The organism is Bradyrhizobium canariense (genome assembly GCF_900105125.1).
In the GTDB taxonomy this organism is placed as follows: Bacteria; Pseudomonadota; Alphaproteobacteria; order Rhizobiales; family Xanthobacteraceae; genus Bradyrhizobium; species Bradyrhizobium canariense_A.
The window spans coordinates 5,775,802-5,796,481 of record NZ_LT629750.1; the positions used below are offsets into that span (position 1 = coordinate 5,775,802).

General features: G+C 62.8%; 18 protein-coding genes. 6 read left to right on the forward strand and 12 right to left on the reverse strand.

What is annotated here, in order from left to right:
- The first annotated feature begins 422 nt into the window (after positions 1-422).
- Positions 423-1,601 carry an MFS transporter gene (locus tag BLV09_RS27365; RefSeq protein WP_433994448.1) on the forward strand — a complete coding sequence of 393 codons (1,179 nt, stop codon included), beginning with the start codon at positions 423-425 and terminating at the stop codon, positions 1,599-1,601.
- A gap of 135 nt (positions 1,602-1,736) precedes the next feature.
- On the opposite strand, the gene map is transcribed toward BLV09_RS27365, so the two are convergent.
- Complete coding sequence (map, locus tag BLV09_RS27370; RefSeq protein WP_100385330.1) at positions 1,737-2,561, reverse strand: type I methionyl aminopeptidase; 825 nt, start codon at positions 2,559-2,561, stop codon at positions 1,737-1,739.
- A gap of 195 nt (positions 2,562-2,756) precedes the next feature.
- On the reverse strand, positions 2,757-4,070 hold the full coding sequence (locus BLV09_RS27375) for a mechanosensitive ion channel family protein (protein WP_433994361.1): 1,314 nt from the start codon (positions 4,068-4,070) through the stop codon (positions 2,757-2,759).
- Between the two features lie 223 nt (positions 4,071-4,293).
- On the opposite strand from BLV09_RS27375, the gene BLV09_RS27380 reads away from it, so the two are divergent.
- From BLV09_RS27380 to BLV09_RS27390, 3 genes are all read left to right on the forward strand, one after another.
- Positions 4,294-6,087: a potassium/proton antiporter gene (locus BLV09_RS27380; RefSeq protein WP_146689623.1), complete on the forward strand. Its 1,794-nt coding sequence runs from the start codon at positions 4,294-4,296 to the stop codon at positions 6,085-6,087.
- Positions 6,088-6,185: 98 nt separating this feature from the next.
- Positions 6,186-7,115, forward strand: a complete 930-nt coding sequence (locus tag BLV09_RS27385) for a glycine reductase (protein WP_146689624.1) — start codon at positions 6,186-6,188, stop codon at positions 7,113-7,115.
- Positions 7,116-7,174: 59 nt separating this feature from the next.
- Positions 7,175-8,368, forward strand: coding sequence for a CaiB/BaiF CoA transferase family protein (locus tag BLV09_RS27390; RefSeq protein WP_146689625.1), 1,194 nt, complete (start codon positions 7,175-7,177; stop codon positions 8,366-8,368).
- A 70-nt stretch (positions 8,369-8,438) separates the two neighbouring features.
- Here the strand turns inward: BLV09_RS27390 and chrA are convergent, their stop codons facing one another.
- Both chrA and BLV09_RS27400 read right to left on the reverse strand, forming a co-directional pair.
- Positions 8,439-9,641, reverse strand: coding sequence for a chromate efflux transporter (gene chrA / locus BLV09_RS27395; RefSeq protein WP_146689626.1), 1,203 nt, complete (start codon positions 9,639-9,641; stop codon positions 8,439-8,441).
- Between the two features lie 22 nt (positions 9,642-9,663).
- Positions 9,664-9,966: a PadR family transcriptional regulator gene (locus BLV09_RS27400; RefSeq protein ID WP_146689627.1), complete on the reverse strand. Its 303-nt coding sequence runs from the start codon at positions 9,964-9,966 to the stop codon at positions 9,664-9,666.
- Between the two features lie 253 nt (positions 9,967-10,219).
- Here BLV09_RS27400 and BLV09_RS27405 point away from each other — a divergent pair, with 253 nt between their 5' ends.
- Positions 10,220-11,722: a multicopper oxidase family protein gene (locus BLV09_RS27405; RefSeq protein ID WP_146689628.1), complete on the forward strand. Its 1,503-nt coding sequence runs from the start codon at positions 10,220-10,222 to the stop codon at positions 11,720-11,722.
- Positions 11,723-11,763: 41 nt separating this feature from the next.
- On the opposite strand, the gene modC is transcribed toward BLV09_RS27405, so the two are convergent.
- The 6 genes from modC to mepA form a co-directional block, all read right to left on the reverse strand.
- The gene (modC, locus tag BLV09_RS27410) at positions 11,764-12,444 is read right to left on the reverse strand and encodes a molybdenum ABC transporter ATP-binding protein (RefSeq protein WP_146689629.1); all 681 of its coding nucleotides are present in this window, start codon (positions 12,442-12,444) and stop codon (positions 11,764-11,766) included.
- A gap of 2 nt (positions 12,445-12,446) precedes the next feature.
- Positions 12,447-13,142 (reverse strand): molybdate ABC transporter permease subunit, encoded by a 696-nt coding sequence (gene modB / locus BLV09_RS27415; RefSeq protein ID WP_146689630.1) that lies wholly within the window; start codon positions 13,140-13,142, stop codon positions 12,447-12,449.
- Between the two features lie 168 nt (positions 13,143-13,310).
- A complete protein-coding gene (gene modA / locus BLV09_RS27420; RefSeq protein ID WP_146689631.1) occupies positions 13,311-14,096 on the reverse strand; it encodes a molybdate ABC transporter substrate-binding protein in 786 nt (261 codons plus the stop codon).
- A 177-nt stretch (positions 14,097-14,273) separates the two neighbouring features.
- Positions 14,274-14,780 (reverse strand): hypothetical protein, encoded by a 507-nt coding sequence (locus BLV09_RS27425; protein WP_146689632.1) that lies wholly within the window; start codon positions 14,778-14,780, stop codon positions 14,274-14,276.
- A gap of 2 nt (positions 14,781-14,782) precedes the next feature.
- Positions 14,783-14,992 (reverse strand): TOBE domain-containing protein, encoded by a 210-nt coding sequence (locus tag BLV09_RS27430; protein ID WP_100385342.1) that lies wholly within the window; start codon positions 14,990-14,992, stop codon positions 14,783-14,785.
- A 233-nt stretch (positions 14,993-15,225) separates the two neighbouring features.
- On the reverse strand, positions 15,226-16,170 hold the full coding sequence (mepA, locus tag BLV09_RS27435; RefSeq protein ID WP_146689633.1) for a penicillin-insensitive murein endopeptidase: 945 nt from the start codon (positions 16,168-16,170) through the stop codon (positions 15,226-15,228).
- Between the two features lie 538 nt (positions 16,171-16,708).
- On the opposite strand from mepA, the gene BLV09_RS27440 reads away from it, so the two are divergent.
- Positions 16,709-18,958 (forward strand): putative bifunctional diguanylate cyclase/phosphodiesterase, encoded by a 2,250-nt coding sequence (locus BLV09_RS27440; protein ID WP_146689634.1) that lies wholly within the window; start codon positions 16,709-16,711, stop codon positions 18,956-18,958.
- Between the two features lie 11 nt (positions 18,959-18,969).
- Here the strand turns inward: BLV09_RS27440 and BLV09_RS27445 are convergent, their stop codons facing one another.
- On the reverse strand, positions 18,970-19,434 hold the full coding sequence (locus BLV09_RS27445; protein WP_146689635.1) for a DUF1801 domain-containing protein: 465 nt from the start codon (positions 19,432-19,434) through the stop codon (positions 18,970-18,972).
- Between the two features lie 10 nt (positions 19,435-19,444).
- The gene (locus tag BLV09_RS27450; protein WP_100385347.1) at positions 19,445-20,617 is read right to left on the reverse strand and encodes an acyl-CoA dehydrogenase family protein; all 1,173 of its coding nucleotides are present in this window, start codon (positions 20,615-20,617) and stop codon (positions 19,445-19,447) included.
- Positions 20,618-20,680: the final 63 nt, after the last annotated feature.

The window sequence follows — 20,680 nt, forward strand, 5'->3', positions numbered from 1 at the left end:
ACAGATATGTGATGGTTGGCGAGACCTCGCTTTTTCCGGACCTGCTTGCCTTCCATCTCGAATCCATTAGTTAGTGGGTGGCTGCAGCGGTCGCGGTCGGCGGCGCGTTGAACGCGCGATCCCTGATCGTGACGCGGCAGCGTTTGAGCGGCAGCCTCGCCGAGAACGAGCGCACTCATTGCCGGCCTGGTCCGTCAACGTCACACAGATAAATCCATCCCAAGGCAGGTCAACCGGATAGCGCCGCGCACACGGTGGTGTTCGGCGAACAGCATGTGCGTGGTCGGAAAAAAGCGGGACGCCCCCGCCTGATCCGTCCGCCGTCATCACCATCGCGATGAAATTTCGCGCCTGACTTGTTGCTCATTGCTGAAATGGGCAATCCCGAGATGGAGACCTCAGTGACCACGATCGCTTCGGATATGCCGCGCCGGCCCGAGATACTCACGGGTTGGCTGACCCTGCTGCTTGCCGTGTCCTGCGGGCTGATTGTTGCCAATCTCTATTACGCGCAGCCGCTCATTGGTCCGATCGGTGCGGATCTGGGGCTGTCGCCGCAAGTGGCCGGCCTGATCGTGACCGTGACCCAGCTCGGCTACGGGGCAGGCCTGATGCTGATCGTGCCGCTCGGCGATCTCGTCGAGAACCGGCGGCTGGTGCTTGCCGCGACGAGCCTTGGCGCGCTGGCGTTGCTGGGAGCCGCATTCTCGAGCCATCCGCTGCCGTTCCTTGTCGCCGGGCTGTTCACCGGGGTCGGCTCGGTCGCGGTGCAGATCCTGATCCCCTACGCCGGGCATCTGGCGCCTCCAGCCACCCGCGGCCGTGCGGTCGGCAATGTCACTTCCGGGCTGCTGATTGGCGTGATGCTGTCGCGCCCCTCGGCAAGCTTCATCACCGCGTTGTCGTCATGGCACGTGGTGTATTTCGTGTCGGCCGGCATCATGGTGGTGCTGGTCCTCGTGCTGTGGCAGACGCTGCCGCCGCGTGTGCCGACGGCGCGGCTCGGCTACGGCCAATTGCTGGCTTCGATGGTGCACATCGCGCGGACCAACGTGCCGCTGCGGCGCCGCGCGTTCTATCAGGCCTGTCTGTTCGGTGCTTTCAGCCTGTTTTGGACCACGACGCCGTTGCTGCTGGCTGGACCCGCATTCCATCTCTCGCAAATCGGCATCGCCATATTCGCGCTGGTCGGTGCCGCGGGCGCCATTTCCGCCCCGCTCGCCGGTCGCGTCGCGGACCGGGGATGGACACGGCCGGCGACCGCGATCGCGATGCTGCTTACCGCGGGAGGCTTTGCGCTGACGCGGCTGGTCGATTTCGGTTCGACCCTCTCGATGGTGGTACTCGCGGCCGCCGCGATCGCGATCGATTTCGGGGTGCAGGCGAATGTGGTGCTCGGCTATCGCACGTTGTTCGCGCTCGGGGCCGAATCCCGCAGCCGCCTGAACGGGCTCTACATGACGACGTTCTTCCTCGCCGGCGCCGCCGGCTCGGCCATCGGCGGATGGGCCTACGCCAATGGCGGCTGGACGCTGGTCTCATGGATCGGGATCGGGTTGCCGCTCGCGGCATTGATCTACCTCGCGACCGAGGCCGAATAGCGCGCCAGGGCCTTTTCGGTTCTGATTGAATCAGAACCGAGGCTCTAACCTTTGATTTGACGCGTTTGCTTCACGCGAACCGGCGTCCACTTCGCTCGAAAACGCTCTGGTCCAGCGCTCGGAGGGGCGATCAGATCAGGCCGCCACCGGCGGTCTTTCGCCGTGGCGCCGCGAGAGCGTGAAGATCTCGACGCCAGTCGCGGTCACGCCGACCGAATGCTCGAACTGCGCCGACAGCGAACGGTCGCGCGTCACCGCAGTCCAGCCGTCGGACAGGATCTTCACATGCGGCTTGCCGAGATTGATCATCGGCTCGATGGTGAAGAACATGCCGGGCTTTAGCGCCACGCCCTCGCCGGGCCGGCCGATATGGATGATGTTCGGCTCGTCATGGAACATGCGTCCCAAGCCGTGGCCGCAGAAATCGCGCACCACGCTCATGCCCTGCGGCTCGACAAAACTTTGGATGGCGTAGCCGATATCGCCTGTGGTGGCGCCGGGCTTCACCGCAGCGATGCCGCGCATCATGGCCTCATACGTCACCTCGATCAGCCGTTCGGCTTTGCGGGCGATCGGGCCGATCGTATACATCCGGCTGGAATCGCCATACCAGCCGTCGACGATGAAGGTGACGTCGATGTTGACGATATCGCCCTCCTTCAGCGCCCGATCGCCGGGCATGCCGTGACAGACCACATGGTTGATCGAGGTGCAGGTCGAATAGCGATAGCCGCGGTACATCAGGGTCGCGGGATAGGCGCCATGGCTGAAGGCGAAATCGCGGACGAAATCGTCGATCCGCGACGTCGGTACCCCCGGCCTCACGATGTCGGTGAGTTCGTCGAGGCATTTCGCCACCAGTGCACCGGCCTTGCGCATGCCGGCGAACCCGCTCGGCCCGTGCAGCTTGATCTGCCCGGTCTTGCGCAGGGAGGTATCGGTGGCTTCGACGTAACTCATGGGCGGGTCATATTTCGGTGGGTGGACTGTGGTGGGTGATTTATGACCCTAATTTAATGATCAGAGCGATCAGCGCAAGCCAAGGTTGGCGCCGGGCTGATTGGTTGTCTTGGTATAATTTGGTGGAACCGAGGCGCGTTCTTGATCGTATTTGGCCGTATCGTGTGCCGAATCCGGCGGCGAGCGGTCCAGGCGTCAGTTCGAAACCTCTACCATGGTGGTCTCGACCGGCAGCGCGCCGCCACGAACGCGAAGCTCGCGCACCGGATAGGGCACGCGGATGCCTTCGCGCTTGAACGCCTCCCATAGCGCCAGCATGACGTCGCTCTTCACATTGTCCATTCCGTCGGGGTCGGCGATCCAGAAGATCAGGGAAAACTTCATGCCGGCCTCGGCGAATTCCGTCAGGATACAGCCCGGCGGCTTGCCCTTGATCGCGCGTGGCGATGCGGCGGCGATATCCGCGGCCAGTTTGCAGACCACCCGCGGATCGGCATCGTAATTGGCGCCGAAATTGACCTTCACCAGCGTGTTCTTGTCGGTATAGGTCCAGTTGGTGACCTTCTGCGTCACCAGGTCTTCGTTCGGGATCAGGAATTCCCGGCCATCGCCGGCAGCGACCGAAATATAGCGCGTCTTCATCGCGCTGATGCGCCCCGAGCTGTCGCCGATGGTGACGAGGTCGCCCGGCTTCACCGATTTGTCCACCAGCAGGATGATGCCGCTGATGAAATTGGCGATGATCTTCTGCAGGCCGAAGCCGATGCCGACGCCGGCAGCGCCCGAGAAGATCGCCAGCGCCGAGAGATTGATGCCGACCGCGCTCATGGTCGCCGCGACGGCAAAGACCATCAGCGCGAGGCGAATGATCTTGATCAGCAACACCTGGATCGAAGGCGTCAGATCCCCGGACCGCGTGATCCGGCTCTCCGCGAAGTTGCTGGCGACATTGGTCAGCCACAACGCCACCGACAGCAACACGCCGAGCTTGATCAGCACCAGCGGCGTCAGCCGCAGACCGCCGAACTCGATGGAGACGGAGTCGAGCGCATCGATGGTCGGGCCAAGTTCGCCGATGATGCTCAGCGCCGCCACCAGCCATGCCGACAGCGACACCAGGCGGACGATGAATTCGTTGCGAATGACCGATGTCACGAGGCGAATAACCAGCCACGCCAGCGCGAGTTTGGCGAAGACCGCCAGCAAATAGCTGCGGCTCGGCCAGGTCGATGCCTGCATGATCATGCGCGCCACCCGCATCAGCACCGCGAACACGGCGGTCGAGGAGTAGTCGACCAACACGCGTACGATCATCCGCAGCGGCGCCGGCCACCCCATCGCCAGCGTGGTCATGTCGGTGCGTGCGCGAATGGTCGATCCGGCCGCGAATGCGATTCCGGCGCCGGCCAGCACCAGGCCAATCTGCAGATAAAACCATGGCGAGGTGACTTCCGCGCCGACCGAGCGCGCGGCGGAATGCAGCAAATCGAGGATGTCGTTGATGTCCATCGTCAAGTCTCGTCCGGAGGATCGCGCGCGGATAAATTTGATTCGAATATCCGGCAGATTCCCACACAAGCGACATCGACGCCATCGTTACGAGAGCTTGGCTTTGGCCAGTTAAAGTGGGTCTATGGGCACATTGTCGCCGCCAGCACAAATGGCCTTGGCGTCGCAGTGTGGCGACGATAAGGATGCAAATGCAGGTATTTGCAGGTGATTTGGCAGGCTCATGGCATCTCTCGACGCGGTTAGTCTGACAATCCTTCTCGGCGCCGTTCTGGTGATGGCCGGCATCCTGTCGAGCCTGCTCGCCTTGCGGTTCGGCGCGCCCTTGCTGCTGGTGTTCTTGCTGATCGGCATGGTGGCCGGCGATTCCGGCCCGGGCCGGCTTAGTTTCGACGACGTCCGCACCACCTATCTGGTCGGCTCGGTGGCGCTGGCGCTGATTCTGTTCGATGGCGGTTTAAAAACGCGGTTCCAAAGCATCCGCGCGGTGTTGGCGCCATCGATGGTGCTGGCGACGGTCGGCGTGCTGCTGACGGCCTTGATCACGGCGCCGGTCGCCAAATATGCGCTTGATCTGAACTGGATCGAGGCGCTGCTGGTGGGAGCCGTGGTGGCGTCGACGGACGCGGCGGCGGTGTTCCTGCTGGTGCATGCGCAGGGCCTGCGGCTGCGGCCGCGCGTCGGCGCGACGCTGGAGGTCGAATCCGGCACCAACGATCCGTTCGCGGTGTTTCTCACGCTGATGCTGGTCGAGCTGATTTCAAGCGGCGCCAGTTCGTTCTGGCATGTCGCGCTTGAATTTGGCCGCGAGGCCATGTTCGGCGCCATTGTCGGCGTGATCGGCGGCCGGCTCGTGGTGCTGGCGCTCAATCGGGTGGCGCTGCCGCAGGGCCTGCATGCGCCGTTCGTCGCCACCGCGGCCCTGGTGATTTTCGGCAGCGCGCAGATCGCGCACGCCTCGGGCTTTCTCGCGGTCTATCTCGCCGGCATCATCATCGGCAACAGACCTACCCGCGCGCATAATTCGGTGGTCACGTTTCTCGATGCCGCGACCTGGCTGGCGCAGATCGTGATGTTCGTCCTGCTCGGCCTTCTGGTCTCGCCGCAGCGGTTGGTGAGCAGCGCCGTGCCGGCGGTGATCGTCGCGCTATCGCTGATGCTGGTGGCGCGGCCGATTGCGGTATTTTTCTGCCTGGCGCCGTTTCGCTTCAACTGGCGGGAAAAGATCTTCATCGCCTGGACCGGCTTGCGCGGCGCGGTGGCGATCTTTCTGGCGTCGATCCCGATGCTGGTCGGGCTGTCGAAGGCGTATCTCTATTTCGACGTCGCCTTTGTCGTCGTCATCATCTCGCTGCTGCTGCAGGGCTGGACGCTGGCGGCAGCAGCGCGCCGTCTTCACGTGGCGCTGCCGCGCTCGGACCGTGGGCCGCGGCGTGTCGAGCTCGATCTGCCCGGCCAACTCGAGCAGCAACTGGTCGGCTATTCAGTCCGTCCCAAAAGCCTGTTTTTCCGGCGCGGGCTGATCCCCTCCTGGTCGAAGCCGACGCTGGTCATTCGCGACCAGCGCATTCTCTCGCCCGCCGAAGCCGATCCCGTCGCCGCCGGCGACTATATCTATCTGCTGGCGCCGCCGGAAAAGGCCGAGGCGCTCGACCGCTTCTTCGTCGACATGGCGCCGAGCAGCGCGCCCGATCCGCATCTGCTCGGCGATTTCATGGTGTCGGGCGAGCACACGCTGGGTGAACTGGCCGAGATCTATGGCGTGACCGTGGATACGGAGCAGTCCAAGCTCACACTCTCGGATTATTTCGACGTCCATCTCGATCACGCGCCGAAGGAAGGCGCGACGCTGGCGCTCGACTCCATCGTCCTGGTGGCGCGCAATCTCAGCGGCGGCAGGGTCAACGTCGTCGGCCTTCGTCTGCCGGAAGAGGAAGAGGAGGCCGGGCATCTGACGCGGATGGCGTCGCTCAAGCGCAAGCTGTCGGAGATATGGTCGTCGGTGGCGGGAACTTAGCGCGCTATGTCTGCTGTTGAGGAATGGCCGGACTATCCTTAGTCTAGCCGAAAGGTCGATGAACGGCCTCGCGGTGGAAACGCAGGAGAAATATAACCATGCCCGGCTCGCTGGATGACCAACTTGGCTTTGCACCTGACTACGATTCCCCAATCCCCTATATGCAGCGGACCCGCGATTATTACACCGCGATCGGCTACACCACGCCCTACCGCTGGGCGCATTATGTCGACGCCCCGTTCCAGCCGCTGAAAAAGCCGCTTTCACAATCGCGCGTGACGATCGTCACCACCGCCGCTCCCTATGATCCGGCGAAGGGCGATCAGGGCCCGGGTGCCGCGTATAACGGCGGCGCCAAGTTCTACAAGGTTTATGACGGCGACACCTCGAAGCCGCACGATTTGCGGATCTCGCATATCGGCTACGACCGCAAGCACACGTCGGCGACCGACAGCGGCACCTGGTTTCCGCTGCCGCAGCTCCTGAAGGCGGCAGCTTCGGGGCGGGTCCGCGAAGTCGCGCCGCGCTTCTTCGGCGCGCCGACCAATCGCAGTCACCGCGTCACCATCGACGTCGATGCCCCGGAAATCCTGGCCTGCTGCCTTGCCGACAAGGTCGATGTCGCCGTGCTGGTGCCGAATTGTCCGGTGTGCCACCAGACTTCCGCCCTCGTTGCCCGTCACCTCGAAGCCAATGGCATTCCCACGGTGGTGATGGGATGCGCCAAGGACATCATCGAGCACGCTTCCGTGCCGCGCTTCCTGTTCAGCGATTTCCCGCTCGGTAACTCCGCCGGCAAGCCGCATGATATCGAGTCGCAGACGCTGACGCTTGAACAGGCGCTGGGTCTGCTGGAGCACGCCTCCGGCGCACGCACCACGATGCAGTCGCCGCTGCGCTGGAGCGAGGATGCTTCCTGGAAGCTCGACTACAACAACATCGCGCAGATGAGCCCGGAAGAACTGGCGCGGCGCCGCGCCGAATTCGACAAGCAGAAAGAAATCGCGCGGGGCAACAGAGCCGCCTGACGCGCCATCAAACAACAGGAAACAAAAAACAAGAATAATGCCATCAGGAGGATAGCCGCGTGACCCGACCGTTCGAAGGCGTGAAGATTCTCGACTTCACGCAGGTGCTGGCTGGCCCCTATGCGAGCTACCAGCTCGCATTGCTTGGTGCCGACGTCATCAAGGTGGAGCGGCGCGAAGGTGAGGACATGCGCCGCACTCCGTTGAGCCGCGAATGGGCGGATCGCGGTCTCGCTCCTGGCTGGCAGGCGATCAACGGCAACAAACGCAGCCTGACGCTCGATCTGCAGAAGCCGGAGGCGATCACCATCGTCAGGCAGCTCGCGGCCCAGGCCGACGTGGTGATGGAAAATTTCCGTCCCGGCGTGATGGACAAGCTTGGAATAGGTTATGCGGCACTCTCGGCGGTTAACCCGAGGCTGATCTATTGCGCGATCTCGGGCTTTGGCCAGACCGGTCCGGAGCGTCTCGGCGCGGGCTATGACGGCAAGATCCAGGCGATGTCGGGCATCATGGCGATCACAGGCCACGAGGAGACCGGGCCAACGCGCGCCGGCTTCGCGGTCTGCGACGTGCTGTCCGGCGCCACCGCGGCGTTCGGCGTATCGAGCGCGCTGTTCCAGCGCACCCACACCGGCAAGGGGCAGATGGTCGACGTCTCCATGCTCGAGGCGACGCTGGCGTTCCTGTCGGGGCAGGTCGCCGATTACGCCGTGGCCGGCCATCGTCAGCAATTGTCCGGCAATCAGGCCGTGAGCCGCAGGCCAACCGCCAACCTGTTTCGGGCGGGCGAAGGCTATTTGTTGCTCGCCGTGAACAGCGAAAAGCAATACCGGTCGCTGATGACCGCGCTCGGACGCGCCGACGCGCTGGAAGATCCGCGCTTTGCCGATTGGTTCGCGCGGCAGGAAAATGAGCCAGCGCTGCGCGCCATCATCGAGGAAGCGCTGTCGAGAAAGGATCCGCGCGAGTGGGAGAAGATCCTCGAGGCGGCAGGCGCACCTTGCGCCAGCATCTGGAAGGTCGAGGAGGTGATCGATCACCCGCAGATAGCGGCACGCCGCGCCGTGCAGGAGATCGATACGCCCTATGGCCGCCTGCGCTTTGCCGGCAGCGGCTTCCAGCTTGCGCATGGCGGCGGCAGGCTCGATCGCATGGCGCCCGAACTCAGCGCCCATACCGACGAGGTGCTGATCTCGCTCGGCTACGATACAAACGCGATCGCGGATTTGCGCGCGCGTGAAATCGTCTGAGCAGAGACGGCGCTCCGGCTTCTTTCCTCGGGATGATTTTGCCGCTGTCGCAAATCGCGACGTTGGATATTCATATCAGTTGCGACAGGGTGCCGGCGCTGGCCAAGAGCACCACCACGATCCACGGGGCCACTTTCCAAACGGTGAGGAGCAGGAAGCCCGCGAGCGCGAGCGCAAAATCGCGCGGTGCCAGGACCGCACTGGTCCAGACCGGGTTATAGAGGGCCGCAGCGAGAATGCCGACCACGGCTGCGTTGGCGCCGCGCATCGCGGCCTGAGCGGCGGGGCGCGTCCGCATCGCATCCCAGAACGGTAAGCTGCCATAAACGAGCAGCATGCCCGGGAGGAGAAGCGCGACGAGCGCAATGGCCGCACCAGCAACGCCATTTGGCGCAGGCCCGATTACTGCGCCGAGATAGGCCGCGAATGTGAAGAGCGGCCCCGGTACCGCTTGCGCCAGTCCATAGCCTGCGAGGAAGGCCTCGTTGGTGACCCATCCCGGCGACACCACCTGAGCCTGAAGCAGAGGCAGCACGACATGGCCGCCACCAAAGACCAGCGCGCCCGATCGGTAGAACGCGTCGAACAAGGCGAGCCCTTGAGAATGGGTCGCGGTGGCGACGACCGGCGGGATCAGGAGAAACGCCGTGAAGAGAATCAGCGCGACGGCACCACCCCGCCGGGTGACCGGAAAATTCAGATGCCCGGAAACCGGCGCGACGTCTGCCCGGCAGAACCAAAGGCCGGCGCATGCCCCGAGCGCGATCGCTGCGATCTGCCCGAACGATCCGGCGATGAAGACAACGATCGCGATCGCGGCAAGTGCGATTGCCGCGCGGGCGCGATCGGGGGTGAGGGTTCGCGACATGCCCCAGATGGCCTGTGCGACGACCGCGACAGCGACGAGCTTGAGGCCATGCAGGAAACCTTCGGCAACGGGTCCTGTGAATGCGGCTGCGCTCATCGCAAAGCCGAACAGGATCAGGGCCGATGGCATGGTGAAGGCGAACCACGCAGCCAGGCCGCCCAGAAGGCCATTGCCCCTGAGAACACCGAGGGAAAAGCCGACCTGGCTGGAGGCTGGTCCCGGCAGAAACTGACAGAGCGCGACCAGATCACCATAGGCGGTCTCGTCGAGCCATTGGCGCCGTACCACCAGTTCATCCCGGAAGTAGCCGAGATGGGCGATGGGGCCGCCGAAAGATGTCAGGCCCAGCTTCAAGAATGCGGTAAAGACCTCGCTCAGGCGGCCCTTGGGAGCATCGTCGTTCATACGTGGGCACCGGCCATCAGCCTCATCGCCTCATCGCTTCGCCGGTGAACTCCCGAACCCGGACCTTCGCCAAAGTGAGCCCTTGTTTGCCCAGTCTGGTTGCCTTGTAGAGTTTTCGCCCGACGCGCCCTTCGCGCTGCACGCGCGAAGTCAGATAGCCCTTCCGTTCCATCGCGTGAAGCATCGGATACAGAGTTCCCGGGCTGAGCCGATAGCCGTGCCGCGCCAACTCGTCGATCATCCACTGGCCATAGATTTCCTGCTCTGCCGCATGATGCAGGATATGCAGCCGGATAAAGCCGGTGAGCAGATCGTTGAACTTCATTGCCCGGATTCATGCGATTGGGCCTGGATATCGATAAACGATATCGGGAACCGATACTGAAGCCAAGCGTTTCCGGGCATGGCGTAAACTCGAGGGAGACCTTGATGGCTTCGGTATCCGACAGTACGGACGAACCACAACGGCGCGCGTTGGTCTGTTCTGATGAAAATCCCCGTTTATGACAGCGTTCGGTCCAGACTATCGCATTCCACAGTGCGGCTGGTCGGCTTGGTCCGTCGCGCGGAGGCTTCTCATGACGATTGATCGCCGCCGGTTGCTGCAAGCTTGGGGAGTTACAGCACTCTCGGCGACGCTCCCGAAATTGGTCCGTGCCCAGTCTTCCGGTAGCCCGTCCGTATTGCCCCAAGGCGCATCCCAAGGCGCGTCTCAAGGCGCAGCAGATCAGACGATCCGGATTGGCAATGGGCTGGTTGAATTGGCGCCGGATCGCATCATTTCCACCACCATTTATAACGGGCAGTTTCCCGGGCCGCTGCTGCGCTTCAAGGAGGGCCAGCAGGTCGTCGTCGATATCCACAACGACACCGATACGCCGGAGCAGTTGCATTGGCATGGGCAGACCGTACCGGTCGACGTGGACGGAGCCTCAGAAGAGGGGACACCGTTCATTCCGGCCCGCGGTATGCGCCGCATCAGCTTTACGCCGGGGCCTGCGGGACTGCGTTTCTATCACACGCATCTCACGCCCGACGCTGATCTGTCCGCCGGACAATATGGCGGGCAAGTAGGGACCGTTTACATCGAGCCGAAGCAAGAGCCCGGTCGCTACGATCGCGAAGTGTTTCTGATGCTCAAGGAATTCCAGCCGGCGCTTAGTCGCGGCGGCGATATGGCGATGGACTTTCTGGCTCCCGCAACTCGAGTCAAGACTCTCGAAGAGGCGGGCGAGTCCGCGATGAGCGCTTCGTTGGCCAAGGGAATGCCGCACGGTTTCGAGGTCGGTTATGGCCTGTTCTCCATCAATGGCCGCATGTTGGGTCACGGCGATCCTATTCGCGTCAAGGCCGGGGAACGTGTCCTGTTTCACATCGTCAATGGCAGCGCGACCGAAATCCGCAGCCTGGCTTTACCGGGGCACAGCTTTGAGGTGATCGCGTTGGACGGCAATCCCGTCCCGACATCGGCGCAAGTGCCGGTCCTGTGGCTAGGGACCGCGGAACGTATATCGGCGGTCGTGGAGATGAATCATCCCGGGGTATGGGTAATGGGCGATTTGGCGGACGACGATCGCTCGAGGGGCATGGGTATCGTCATCGAATATGCCGGCAAAACCGGAAAGCCAAAATGGAGCAAGCCGGCTCCGTTCAAATGGGATTACACGCGCTTCGGAAAATCTGGCCATAACGCGCAAGCGCCAGATGAAACCATCGAGATGACCTTCACCAAGAACAACGCCGCCGACCAAGGCTTCAACGAATGGCGCATCAACGACGTGGCGTTCTCGATGGACAAAATGGAGCCGATGTTTCGTCTGCGCCAGGGGAAGCGCTATCGGCTACGCATGAGCAATGCCAGCGACGATATACATCCGGTCCATCTGCACCGTCACAGTTTCGAACTGATCCGGATTGCAGGCAAAACCACCGGTGGGATCATGAAGGATGTCGTCATGCTGGGCGGCTATCAGCAAGCGGAAGTCGACTTTGTGGCGGACAATCCCGGCCGAACCCTGTTTCACTGTCATCAGCAGTTGCATATGGACTTCGGTTTTATGGCGCTGTTCGATTACGTTTAGTGCAAGCCTGCTCAAGCTTGGCCCCTGCGCCACCCAGGATATCAATCCGGCGAGCGGACGACCGGCAAAACCTTGACGCCGCCGAACGCGGTGATGCGCCCGCCGCGGAGCATCACGATCTGCGTCGCCAACTGGCGCAATTCTGCGGCGTCATGGCTGACATAGACCATGGGAATTCCGGCCTCGTCGCGCAACCGCACCAGATAGGGCAGAATTTCCAGTTTCCGCCCCTCGTCCAAAGCGCCCAGCGGCTCGTCCAGCAGCAGCAATCTTGGCTTCGACAGCAGCGCGCGCCCAAAGGCAACCCGCTGGCGTTCGCCGCCCGAGAGCTGCCCTGGACGGCGGTTCAAGAGGCTACCGATATCAAGCAAGTCGACGACGCGCGTCCGTTGCGCGGGATCGTCGGCCAGACGATTCATGCGCCGGCCGTAGTCGAGATTGTGGCTCACGTCGAGATGCGGGAACAGCCGCGCATCCTGGAACACATAGCCGATGCGCCGGCGATGCGGCGGGACGTGGATGCGCGCGGCCGTGTCGTCGAGCGTCTCGCCGTCGATGGCGATGGTGCCGCGGTCCGGCCGCACCAATCCCGCGATGATGTTGATCAGCGAGGTCTTGCCGGCGCCCGATGCGCCGAACAGCCCGGTGACCCGGCCTTCGCTCGTGAACGAGGCCTCCAGCAGGAATTCGCCGTGCTGCTTTGAAACGTCGACGCGCAGCATCGTCAATTTCCGTGCAGGCGCCGCAAAGCGCGTCGCGAGAACCATTCGGACGCAACCAGCGCCCCTGTTGCGAGCACAATCGAAACCGCCACCAGCCGCAGCGCCGCCGCATCGCCATCCGGTGTCTGGGTCAGCGAATAGATCGCCGATGAAATGGTCTGGGTCTCGCCCGGAATATTCGACACGAAAGTAATGGTCGCGCCGAATTCGCCGATCGCCTTGGCAAAGCCAAGCACCATGCCGGCCAGCACGCCTGGCAGCGCCAGCGGCAAAGTGACGGTCAGGAACACACGCCAGGGCGCCGCGCCCAGCGTGGCCGCCGCCTGTTCCAGCTTTCGATCCACCGCCTCGATCGATAGCCGCATCGGCCGCACCAGCAACGGAAACGACATGATTCCGCAGGCAAGCGCCGCACCGGTCCAGCGAAATGCGAAGACGATGCCGAGATGATCGGCGAGCCATGCGCCGACCAGGCCGCGCCGGCCGAATGTCAGCAGCAGCAGATAGCCGGTGACCACCGGCGGCAGCACCAGCGGCAAATAGATCAGTGCATCGAGGAGCGCCTTGCCCCAGAAATCACGCCGTGCCAGCAGCCATGCCACGCCAATTCCGAGCGGGGTTGCGACCAGCGTCGCAACCGTGGCAACCCGCAGCGAAAGCTGGATCGCCGTCCACTCCGTCGGCGAAATATCGAACACTAGCGCCCGTTTCCGAAGTTCGTATGCAATCGCGGTTCCTCTGTTACGAACTTCGGAAACAAAAGGGCGCTAGTAAAAGTCAATACTTCCAGAGCCGCTAATCGATTTGAAGTTCCTGACCGGGCTATCGGCGACCACCGCAGGAACTTCAAATCGGCGGCACTGGTGTTAGGTCGTAGGGCTGACGAGGAAGGTAAAACCATATTTCTCGAAGATCGCTTTCGCCGCCGACGTCTTCAGGAACGCAAGGTAAGCGGGTGCATCGGGCTTCGCGGTCGAGGTCGCCGCGACCGGATAGATGATCGGCGGATGTGAATCGGCCGGGAAGGTGCCGACGATCTTCACGCCGGGTTCGACCTTCGCATCGGTCGAATAGACGATACCGAGCACGGCTTCGCCGCGCGCCACCAGCGCCAGCGCGGCGCGCACGCTCTCGGCCATCGCGAATTTCGGCGCGGCGGCTTGCCACGCTCCGAGTTTTTCCAGCGCGGCCTGCGCGTATTTGCCGACCGGCACCGATTTCACGTCGCCGGTCGCGATCTTGCCGTCGCCGGCAAGCTTGGCGAGATCGAATCCCGGCCCGATCGTCACATTGTCGATCTTGGAATCCTTCGGTGCGATCAGCACGATGCTGTTGCCGAGCAGATTGACCCGCGTCGGCTCATTGATGTTTTTCTTAGCCGTCGCATAGTCCATCCAGTCGGTATCGGCGGACACGAAAACATCGGCCGGCGCACCTTGTTCGATCTGCTTGGCGAGCGTCGAGCTTGCGGCATAACTGGCGACGATCTTGACGCCGGTCTTCGCGGTATAGGCGGCATCGACATCATCGAGCGCATTCTTCATCGAAGCCGCGGCGAATATTGTGAGGCTTTTGTCCTCGGCAGAGGCGGGCGAGAAGGCTGATCCAAACAGGATCGTGAAGGCTAAGAATAATCCGGCGAGACGATGCATTGGGGCGCTCCGTGCGTGTTCGCGGCGCATGGCGCGCGCAAATCGGGCGTGAGGAATCGGTTCGAGGTGACAGGCGGAAGCGCCGTTCCGTCAATCCCGCCGGCTTACGGCCGATCGGGATATCGCTGGCAAAAACAATAACAGGCTGAATATGCGGGGGTAAAGGCGACCTTTTGTCTATTCGGACGGCAGGATCGCCACCGACAGGGCATTCTCCCTGGCACCGCTGATTTCCAGCACGAACGGGCTTGCCGAAATCTCGTATTTCATGGTCTTGCGAATGCCGTCGCAATCGGTCGCGCCGCTAAAACCCTTTGGCTTCAGGGCATGTCCGTCCTGGACCACATCGATCCAGGCGCCCGCGGACAGGCTGATGGTGTAGATGCCGGACTTCGGTGCGTTTTTGAAGCTCGCAAACCCGGCGAAAGTGCCTTCCTTCGGTGCGCGCTCGGGCGGCGTGGGAAGCTTGGCGTCGGCAGGCGCGACCAGTGCAAGCGTAATTCCCGTCGTCGGTGGCGTCGCGAGTTCGCCGCCGGATACGAGCTTCACCCGATCCGGCGCCGTCAGTGCGGCGCGCTCCCGCTCGATCGGCCATTTGAACTTGTCGCAGCCGCTTGGCTCTTCCGCCGCCAACGCGGAAGCCGTTCCGAGCAAGACAAAGGCGATGAGCAGAGCTATGCGCATGATCAATCCACCGCAATCATCACGTCGGAGGCCTTCACCACGACGGTCACGTGACCCTTGGCCTTGATGCCCAATTCATCGACCGCCTCGTTGGTGATCGAGGACGTCACGATCTGGCCGCCTCCGATATCGACGCGGACATGCGAGGTGGTCGCGCCCTTTTTCACGTCGACGACGGTGCCCTTGATCTGGTTGCGTGCACTGATGCGCATGGTGGATTCTTCAAGGTTTATCCCGGCATGACGCCAATCGTAAACGGCATAGCGGGAAGGAGATGAGATCAGCAGCCCTGATCCGCGGCCTCGCCAGCGCTTACGGCGCGGCGACGCCGGACAATATAGCGTTTTCGGACAAAGTGGATACCCGCTTCGCGCAAAGAAAACATGTCAAAACGAAAGTTAACCGCGTTTTCGAGCCCCATGAAAATCCATGTGGCGCCGCCGTTTTATTGCTTCGCATCCGGCGCGGCCAACACCTGACGGCAATCGGCCGGCATTTTCGCCAGGGTCATCGGGTGGCTCGGCTTTGCCGGCTCCTCCGGCGGCTTCGGGTGAAGCACTCCATCGCTGAACCAGTAGGCGAGGTCCGAGGCGCTGCAGCCTTCTCCCTCCTGCGGCGGCTGAGATTTACATTCCGTGGCACCGGCGGGACATGTGATGCGGATATGGAAGTGATAGTCGTGGCCCCACCACGGTCGCACCTTGGACAGCCAGCTCCGATCGCCCTTGGCCTCGCGGCACAGTGCTTTCTTGATCGCGGCGTTGACGAAGATGCGCTGCACCCGCGGCTCCTGCGCGGCATCGCGGATTACGGCGAGATGGCCTGGTGTCCAGACCTTCGGGTCGATGTCGAGCCGGTCGGGACGCACCATCATGACCGCGGACATTTCCTCGCGTTCCTCGCGCGACAATCGACGGTCCGGCATCGGCGTCAGCCAGACGTCCGCATCGAGTCCGATCTGATGGCTTCCATGGCCGCTGATCATCGGACCACCGCGCGGCTGCGCCATGTCGCCGACCAATATTCCGGGCCAGCCCGCGTCCTTGTGGGCTTTGGCCGACAACCGCTCCAGCAGTGCAATCATGTCGGGATGCGCCCAGTTGCGATTGCGCGACAACCGCATCACCTGCCAGGTATCGCCATTGATCGGCAGTCTATCTGCGCCGGCAATGCAGCCATTGGCGTAGAAGCCGATCACGCGCGGTGAGCCCGCCGTGGGCAGCAATTTGCGGCCGAACAATTCCTTGGCGGCGAGCTTGGGATCGTTGGGATTGGCAAGCGGCGGCAGCGGCTTTGGATCGACGGTGCCCTTGTCCTGCGCCAGCGCTGCGGTGACACCTCCTGGAGCCGCGGCCAGCAGCAGGAGCATGAAAATCAAGCGCAGATACATCCGGTCCCTCGACGGTGCAGGGGCAATATGAATTAGCCCCCGCGAACAACGCGCGCCAGTCGCAATTGCTTGATCTCCACCGCTATGCGTGCCGCAGGCGATAGGGTGACGCAAGATTGGCTGGGCTGTTGCCGCGAGCATGCAACCCGCGATCTTGGTAAAATCCGGGATAATTCGGATAAGCGGACGAAGACGATTCCGCCAGGTTCGATCAGCCGAAGTTGCTGCTTTAACCACTCGATAACCTTGCCGGTCACTGGCGTAATTTCGTGCGTATCGGTGGCATTTCGGGCATCGCGTATACAATCCGCATGTCCGTCAGATATTTGTCATGGAACGCAGCTGATTTTGCTTCACTTGTTCGCGGACGCCGCCATTCGCGGCGTGCCGAACGGCCTTTGTCGCGCTGACGTCTGGTTTTCGCCCTCCAAACAGGCAGCCGAAACGCCGTCATCGAACAGGCTACCGGCAAGAGATACCATTTTTTCAGACACTTATCGGAGAACACCACCCGCAGAAGGCGAGTGGGGCGTAAGCAATGCCGAGAATTCGGCCCAAGACATCCAAGAGCAAGACATCCAGGAAACCAAAGCGCGCGGCGATGGTCCGCGGCGGCGGCAGGCCGGTGAAACCTGGTCCGAAACTCCGTGGCAGCAGCCGGGACGTTTCCGCCGGCAGCAGCGAAATTGCGCGCACGCGCATGGAGGCTGAAGCTGCGATCGCGGAGGCGCGAAAATCGCACGAGCGGCTGCGCGAGGCGATCGACATCCTGCCGCAAGGCATCGTGTTTCTCGACGCCGATGGGCGCTACATTCTCTGGAACAAGAAATATTCCGAGATCTATAGCCGCAGTTCGGACCTGTTCGAACACGGCGCGCGGCTGCAGGACACCATCCGCGTCGGCGTTGAGCGCGGCGACTATCCCGCCGCGATCGGCCGCGAAGAGGAATGGATCGCCGAGCGGATCGCCAGGCTTTATCAGCCCGGCGAACGTCATGAGCAGACCCTGGCGGACGGCCGCTGCATCCTGATCGAGGAGCGGCTGACCGAGGATGGCGGCATCATCGGCCTGCGCGTCGACATTACCGAACTGAAGCAGCGCGAGGCCTCGTTCCGCCTGCTGTTCGACAGTAATCCGGTTCCGATGATCCTGTGCGCGCTCAACGATGAGCGCATCCTTGGCGTCAACGACGCCGCGATCGAACATTACGGCTACAGCCGCGCGGAATTCGAAAAGCTCACCATCCGCAGCATTCAGGCCTTCGAATCCGAACCGCCCTGGGCCGGCGACCATTCGACCGACGAATTGACGGCGCGGACCTGGAAGCATGTCAGGGCCGACGGAACACTGATCGATCTTGCGATCTATTCGCGCCAATTGGTCTATGCCGACCAGCCCGCGGTGCTGCTGGCACTGATGGACATCACCGAGCGAAAGCGCGCCGAGGCCCGGCTCGCCTTCATGGCGCAACATGACGGGTTGACGGGCTTGCCGAACCGCAACGTGCTGCGCCAGCACATGGACGAGATGCTGGTTCACACCCGGCGCACCTCCGATAAAGCAGCCGTGCTGGTGCTCGGCCTCGACAATTTCAAGGCGATCAACGACACGCTTGGCCACGGCATCGGCGACAAGTTGCTGCGCGGCGTCGCCAAGCGACTGCGCTCCACGCTGCGCGAGGAGGACATGGTCGCCCGCCTCAACTCGGACGAATTTGCGATCGTTCAGAGCGGGCTGGCACGGCCGGAAGATGCCGTTTTGCTGGCGAGGCGGTTGCTGGAGGCGATCAGCGAGCCCTATCTGCTGGACGACCATTCCGTCGTGATCGGCGCCAGCATCGGCATCGCCATGGCGCCCAGCGACGGCGAGGAGTCCGAAAAGCTGCTGAAACATGCGGCGATGGCGCTGTCTCGTGCCAAGAACGACTCGCGCGGCACGTTCAGCTTTTTCGAGGCCGAAATGGACGCGCGCGCCCAGAGCCGCCGCAAGATCGAGATCGACCTGCGCGAGGCCATCCAGGGCGATATGCTGCGTCCGTATTATCAGCCGCTGGTTGATCTTTCGACCGGGCGGATTACCGGCTTCGAGGCGCTGGTGCGCTGGCCGCATCCCGAGCGCGGCATGATCTCGCCGGCCGAATTCATCCCGGTCGCCGAAGAGACCGGCCTGATCAATGCGCTTGGCGGCCAGATGCTGCACCGCGCCTGTACGGACGCCGCGCGCTGGCCCGACGACGTCCGCGTCGCCGTCAATCTGTCGCCGTTGCAATTTCGCACCGGCAATCTGCTGTCGCTGGTGATGGAGGCGCTGAAACAGTCCGGCCTGCCGGCAAGGCGGCTGGAGCTGGAGATCACCGAAACGCTGTTGCTGGAAAAAAGCAGCCAGGTGTTGGCCACCTTGCATGCGCTGCGCGCCCTCGGCGTGCGCATTTCGATGGACGATTTCGGTACCGGCTATTCAAGCCTCAGCTATCTCCGAAGCTTTCCCTTCGACAAGATCAAGATCGACCAGTCCTTTGTGCGCGACCTCGGCACCAATCGCGAGGCGCAGGCGATCGTGCGTGCGATCATCAGCCTCGGCGCGGGCCTCGGCGTCACCATCACCGCCGAAGGCGTCGAGACCGAAAGCGAATTGAGCTGCCTGCGCGCCGAGGGCTGCCAGGAGGGGCAGGGCTTCCTGTTCAGCCGCGCGCGGCCCAATGCCGAGATCGTCGGACTATTGCAAGCACAAAGCGGCGCGGATTCCGCCGCGCCGGAAGATACGGCAAAGGCCGCGCTCGTCGCTTGACGGTGCGATGGTCATTTGCGGCGTGCGGCTTTGCGCTTGGTCAGGTGATAAGTCAGCGCCAGCGCCACGCAATGCTGTAATGCCGGTTTTGGAACGTCGTCGTTGACGTCAAGGATGATGCTGCGGTTGCCGCCATAGCTGAACTCGGTCGGATACAGCTCGCGGAAGGTTGCGACCAGATCGGTCTGGCAATGGAAAAAGAGCGCGTATTGGCCGGTGGCGGATTTCACCCGGTCGATTCGAATCGTGCTGCCGCTTTTTGTCTCCGACGTGAGATAGCTCGGCTGTCCCCATTTCAGGGTCTCTTCCAGCGCGCCGACACCTGTTGTGGTCCTTGCGGTATCGAAGATCAGCCGGCGCAACGCCAGCAATTTTGCCTTGAGCGGCTTGGGATACGAATCAAACGCCGCTTCGACCGCGGGATCCAGGAAGTTCGGGCGCGCCCTTCTTCCTGGATCTTTTCGATTTGAGCCCATTGTCACCGTTTCAGGTGACGTTGGCACCGGCGCCGGGATCGGTTGCCAGAAGCGCCCGGCCGACGTCTTCGTAGTGCGTGTCGCGGGCCTGGATCTGCTGGGCGATGGCATGCATGTCGCGGAACCGACGCTCGAACTTGTTGGCATGGAAGACGGCGGTTGCGCCCGCCATGTGATAGGCGGCATCGACCACGGATGCCGATTGATGGATGGTCCAGGTCGATGCGAGGCGGAGCATGGCGCGATGCTCTTCGGTGTAACTTCCCGTGCGCGTCAGATCATTCCACACCTGTTCCGCCGTCGCATAGAGATAGGCGCGCGCGGCGCGCAGATTGCCTTCGACGCGGCCGATGGCGCCCTGGACGGCGTTATTCTCGCGCATCGCCTTGATGCCGACCGACGCCTTGCCGCGCGCCAGATCGATGGCGGCGTCGAGCGTCGCCCGCGCAACGCCAAGCGAAACCGCAGCGAAGCCCATTCCAAACACGATGTTGGTGGTGAGCTGATAGAGCGGGCCTTTTTCACGCACGGCCGTGGGCTCGTCGCGCAGGGCCGCAAATCTTTCCGGCACGAACAAATTGTCGACCGAGTAAGAGTCGGTACCGGTGCCCTTGAGGCCGATCACGTCCCAGACGTCATACATCGTGGCGCTGCTCAGCGGAAAAAGCACCGTGCGCACTTCCGGCGCGCCATTGGGCTTGCGCCGCCTGGTGCCGTCGGCCTCGACGACCTGGACATGCGCGCCGAGCCAGCTCGCCTGACGCGAACCGCTGGCGAAGTCCCAGCGTCCGTGGACGTGATATCCGCCGGGCACGGCCTGCACCTCGCCCGCGATCGCGCCCCAGGCGAGAATGCTATCGGGGGCTCCGAAAATCTCGCGCGCGGTATCGGGATCGAGATACGCCGCCGTCATGGCGCAGACGCTGCATTGGCCGAGGCACCATGCGGTGGAGGCGTCGGCCTTTGCCACTTCCTCCAGCATCTGCATGAAAACGTCGAGCGGCGCTTCGGCGCCACCCGTGCTCTGCGGCAACAGCACCTTGTATAGCCCGTTCTCGATCAGGCCGGAGACCACTGAAGGCGTCAGACGCCGCGTCCGTTCGATTTCGTCGGCCTCGCTCAGGATCAGCGGCGCCAGCGCTCGCGCACGCTCGATAAGTCCGAAGCCGGGTATCTTGTTCATGGGTTTCCTCGCCCTTTTTCCAGGGTTTTCATTGATGCGATCGCATGGTGGTCCATCCGCCGC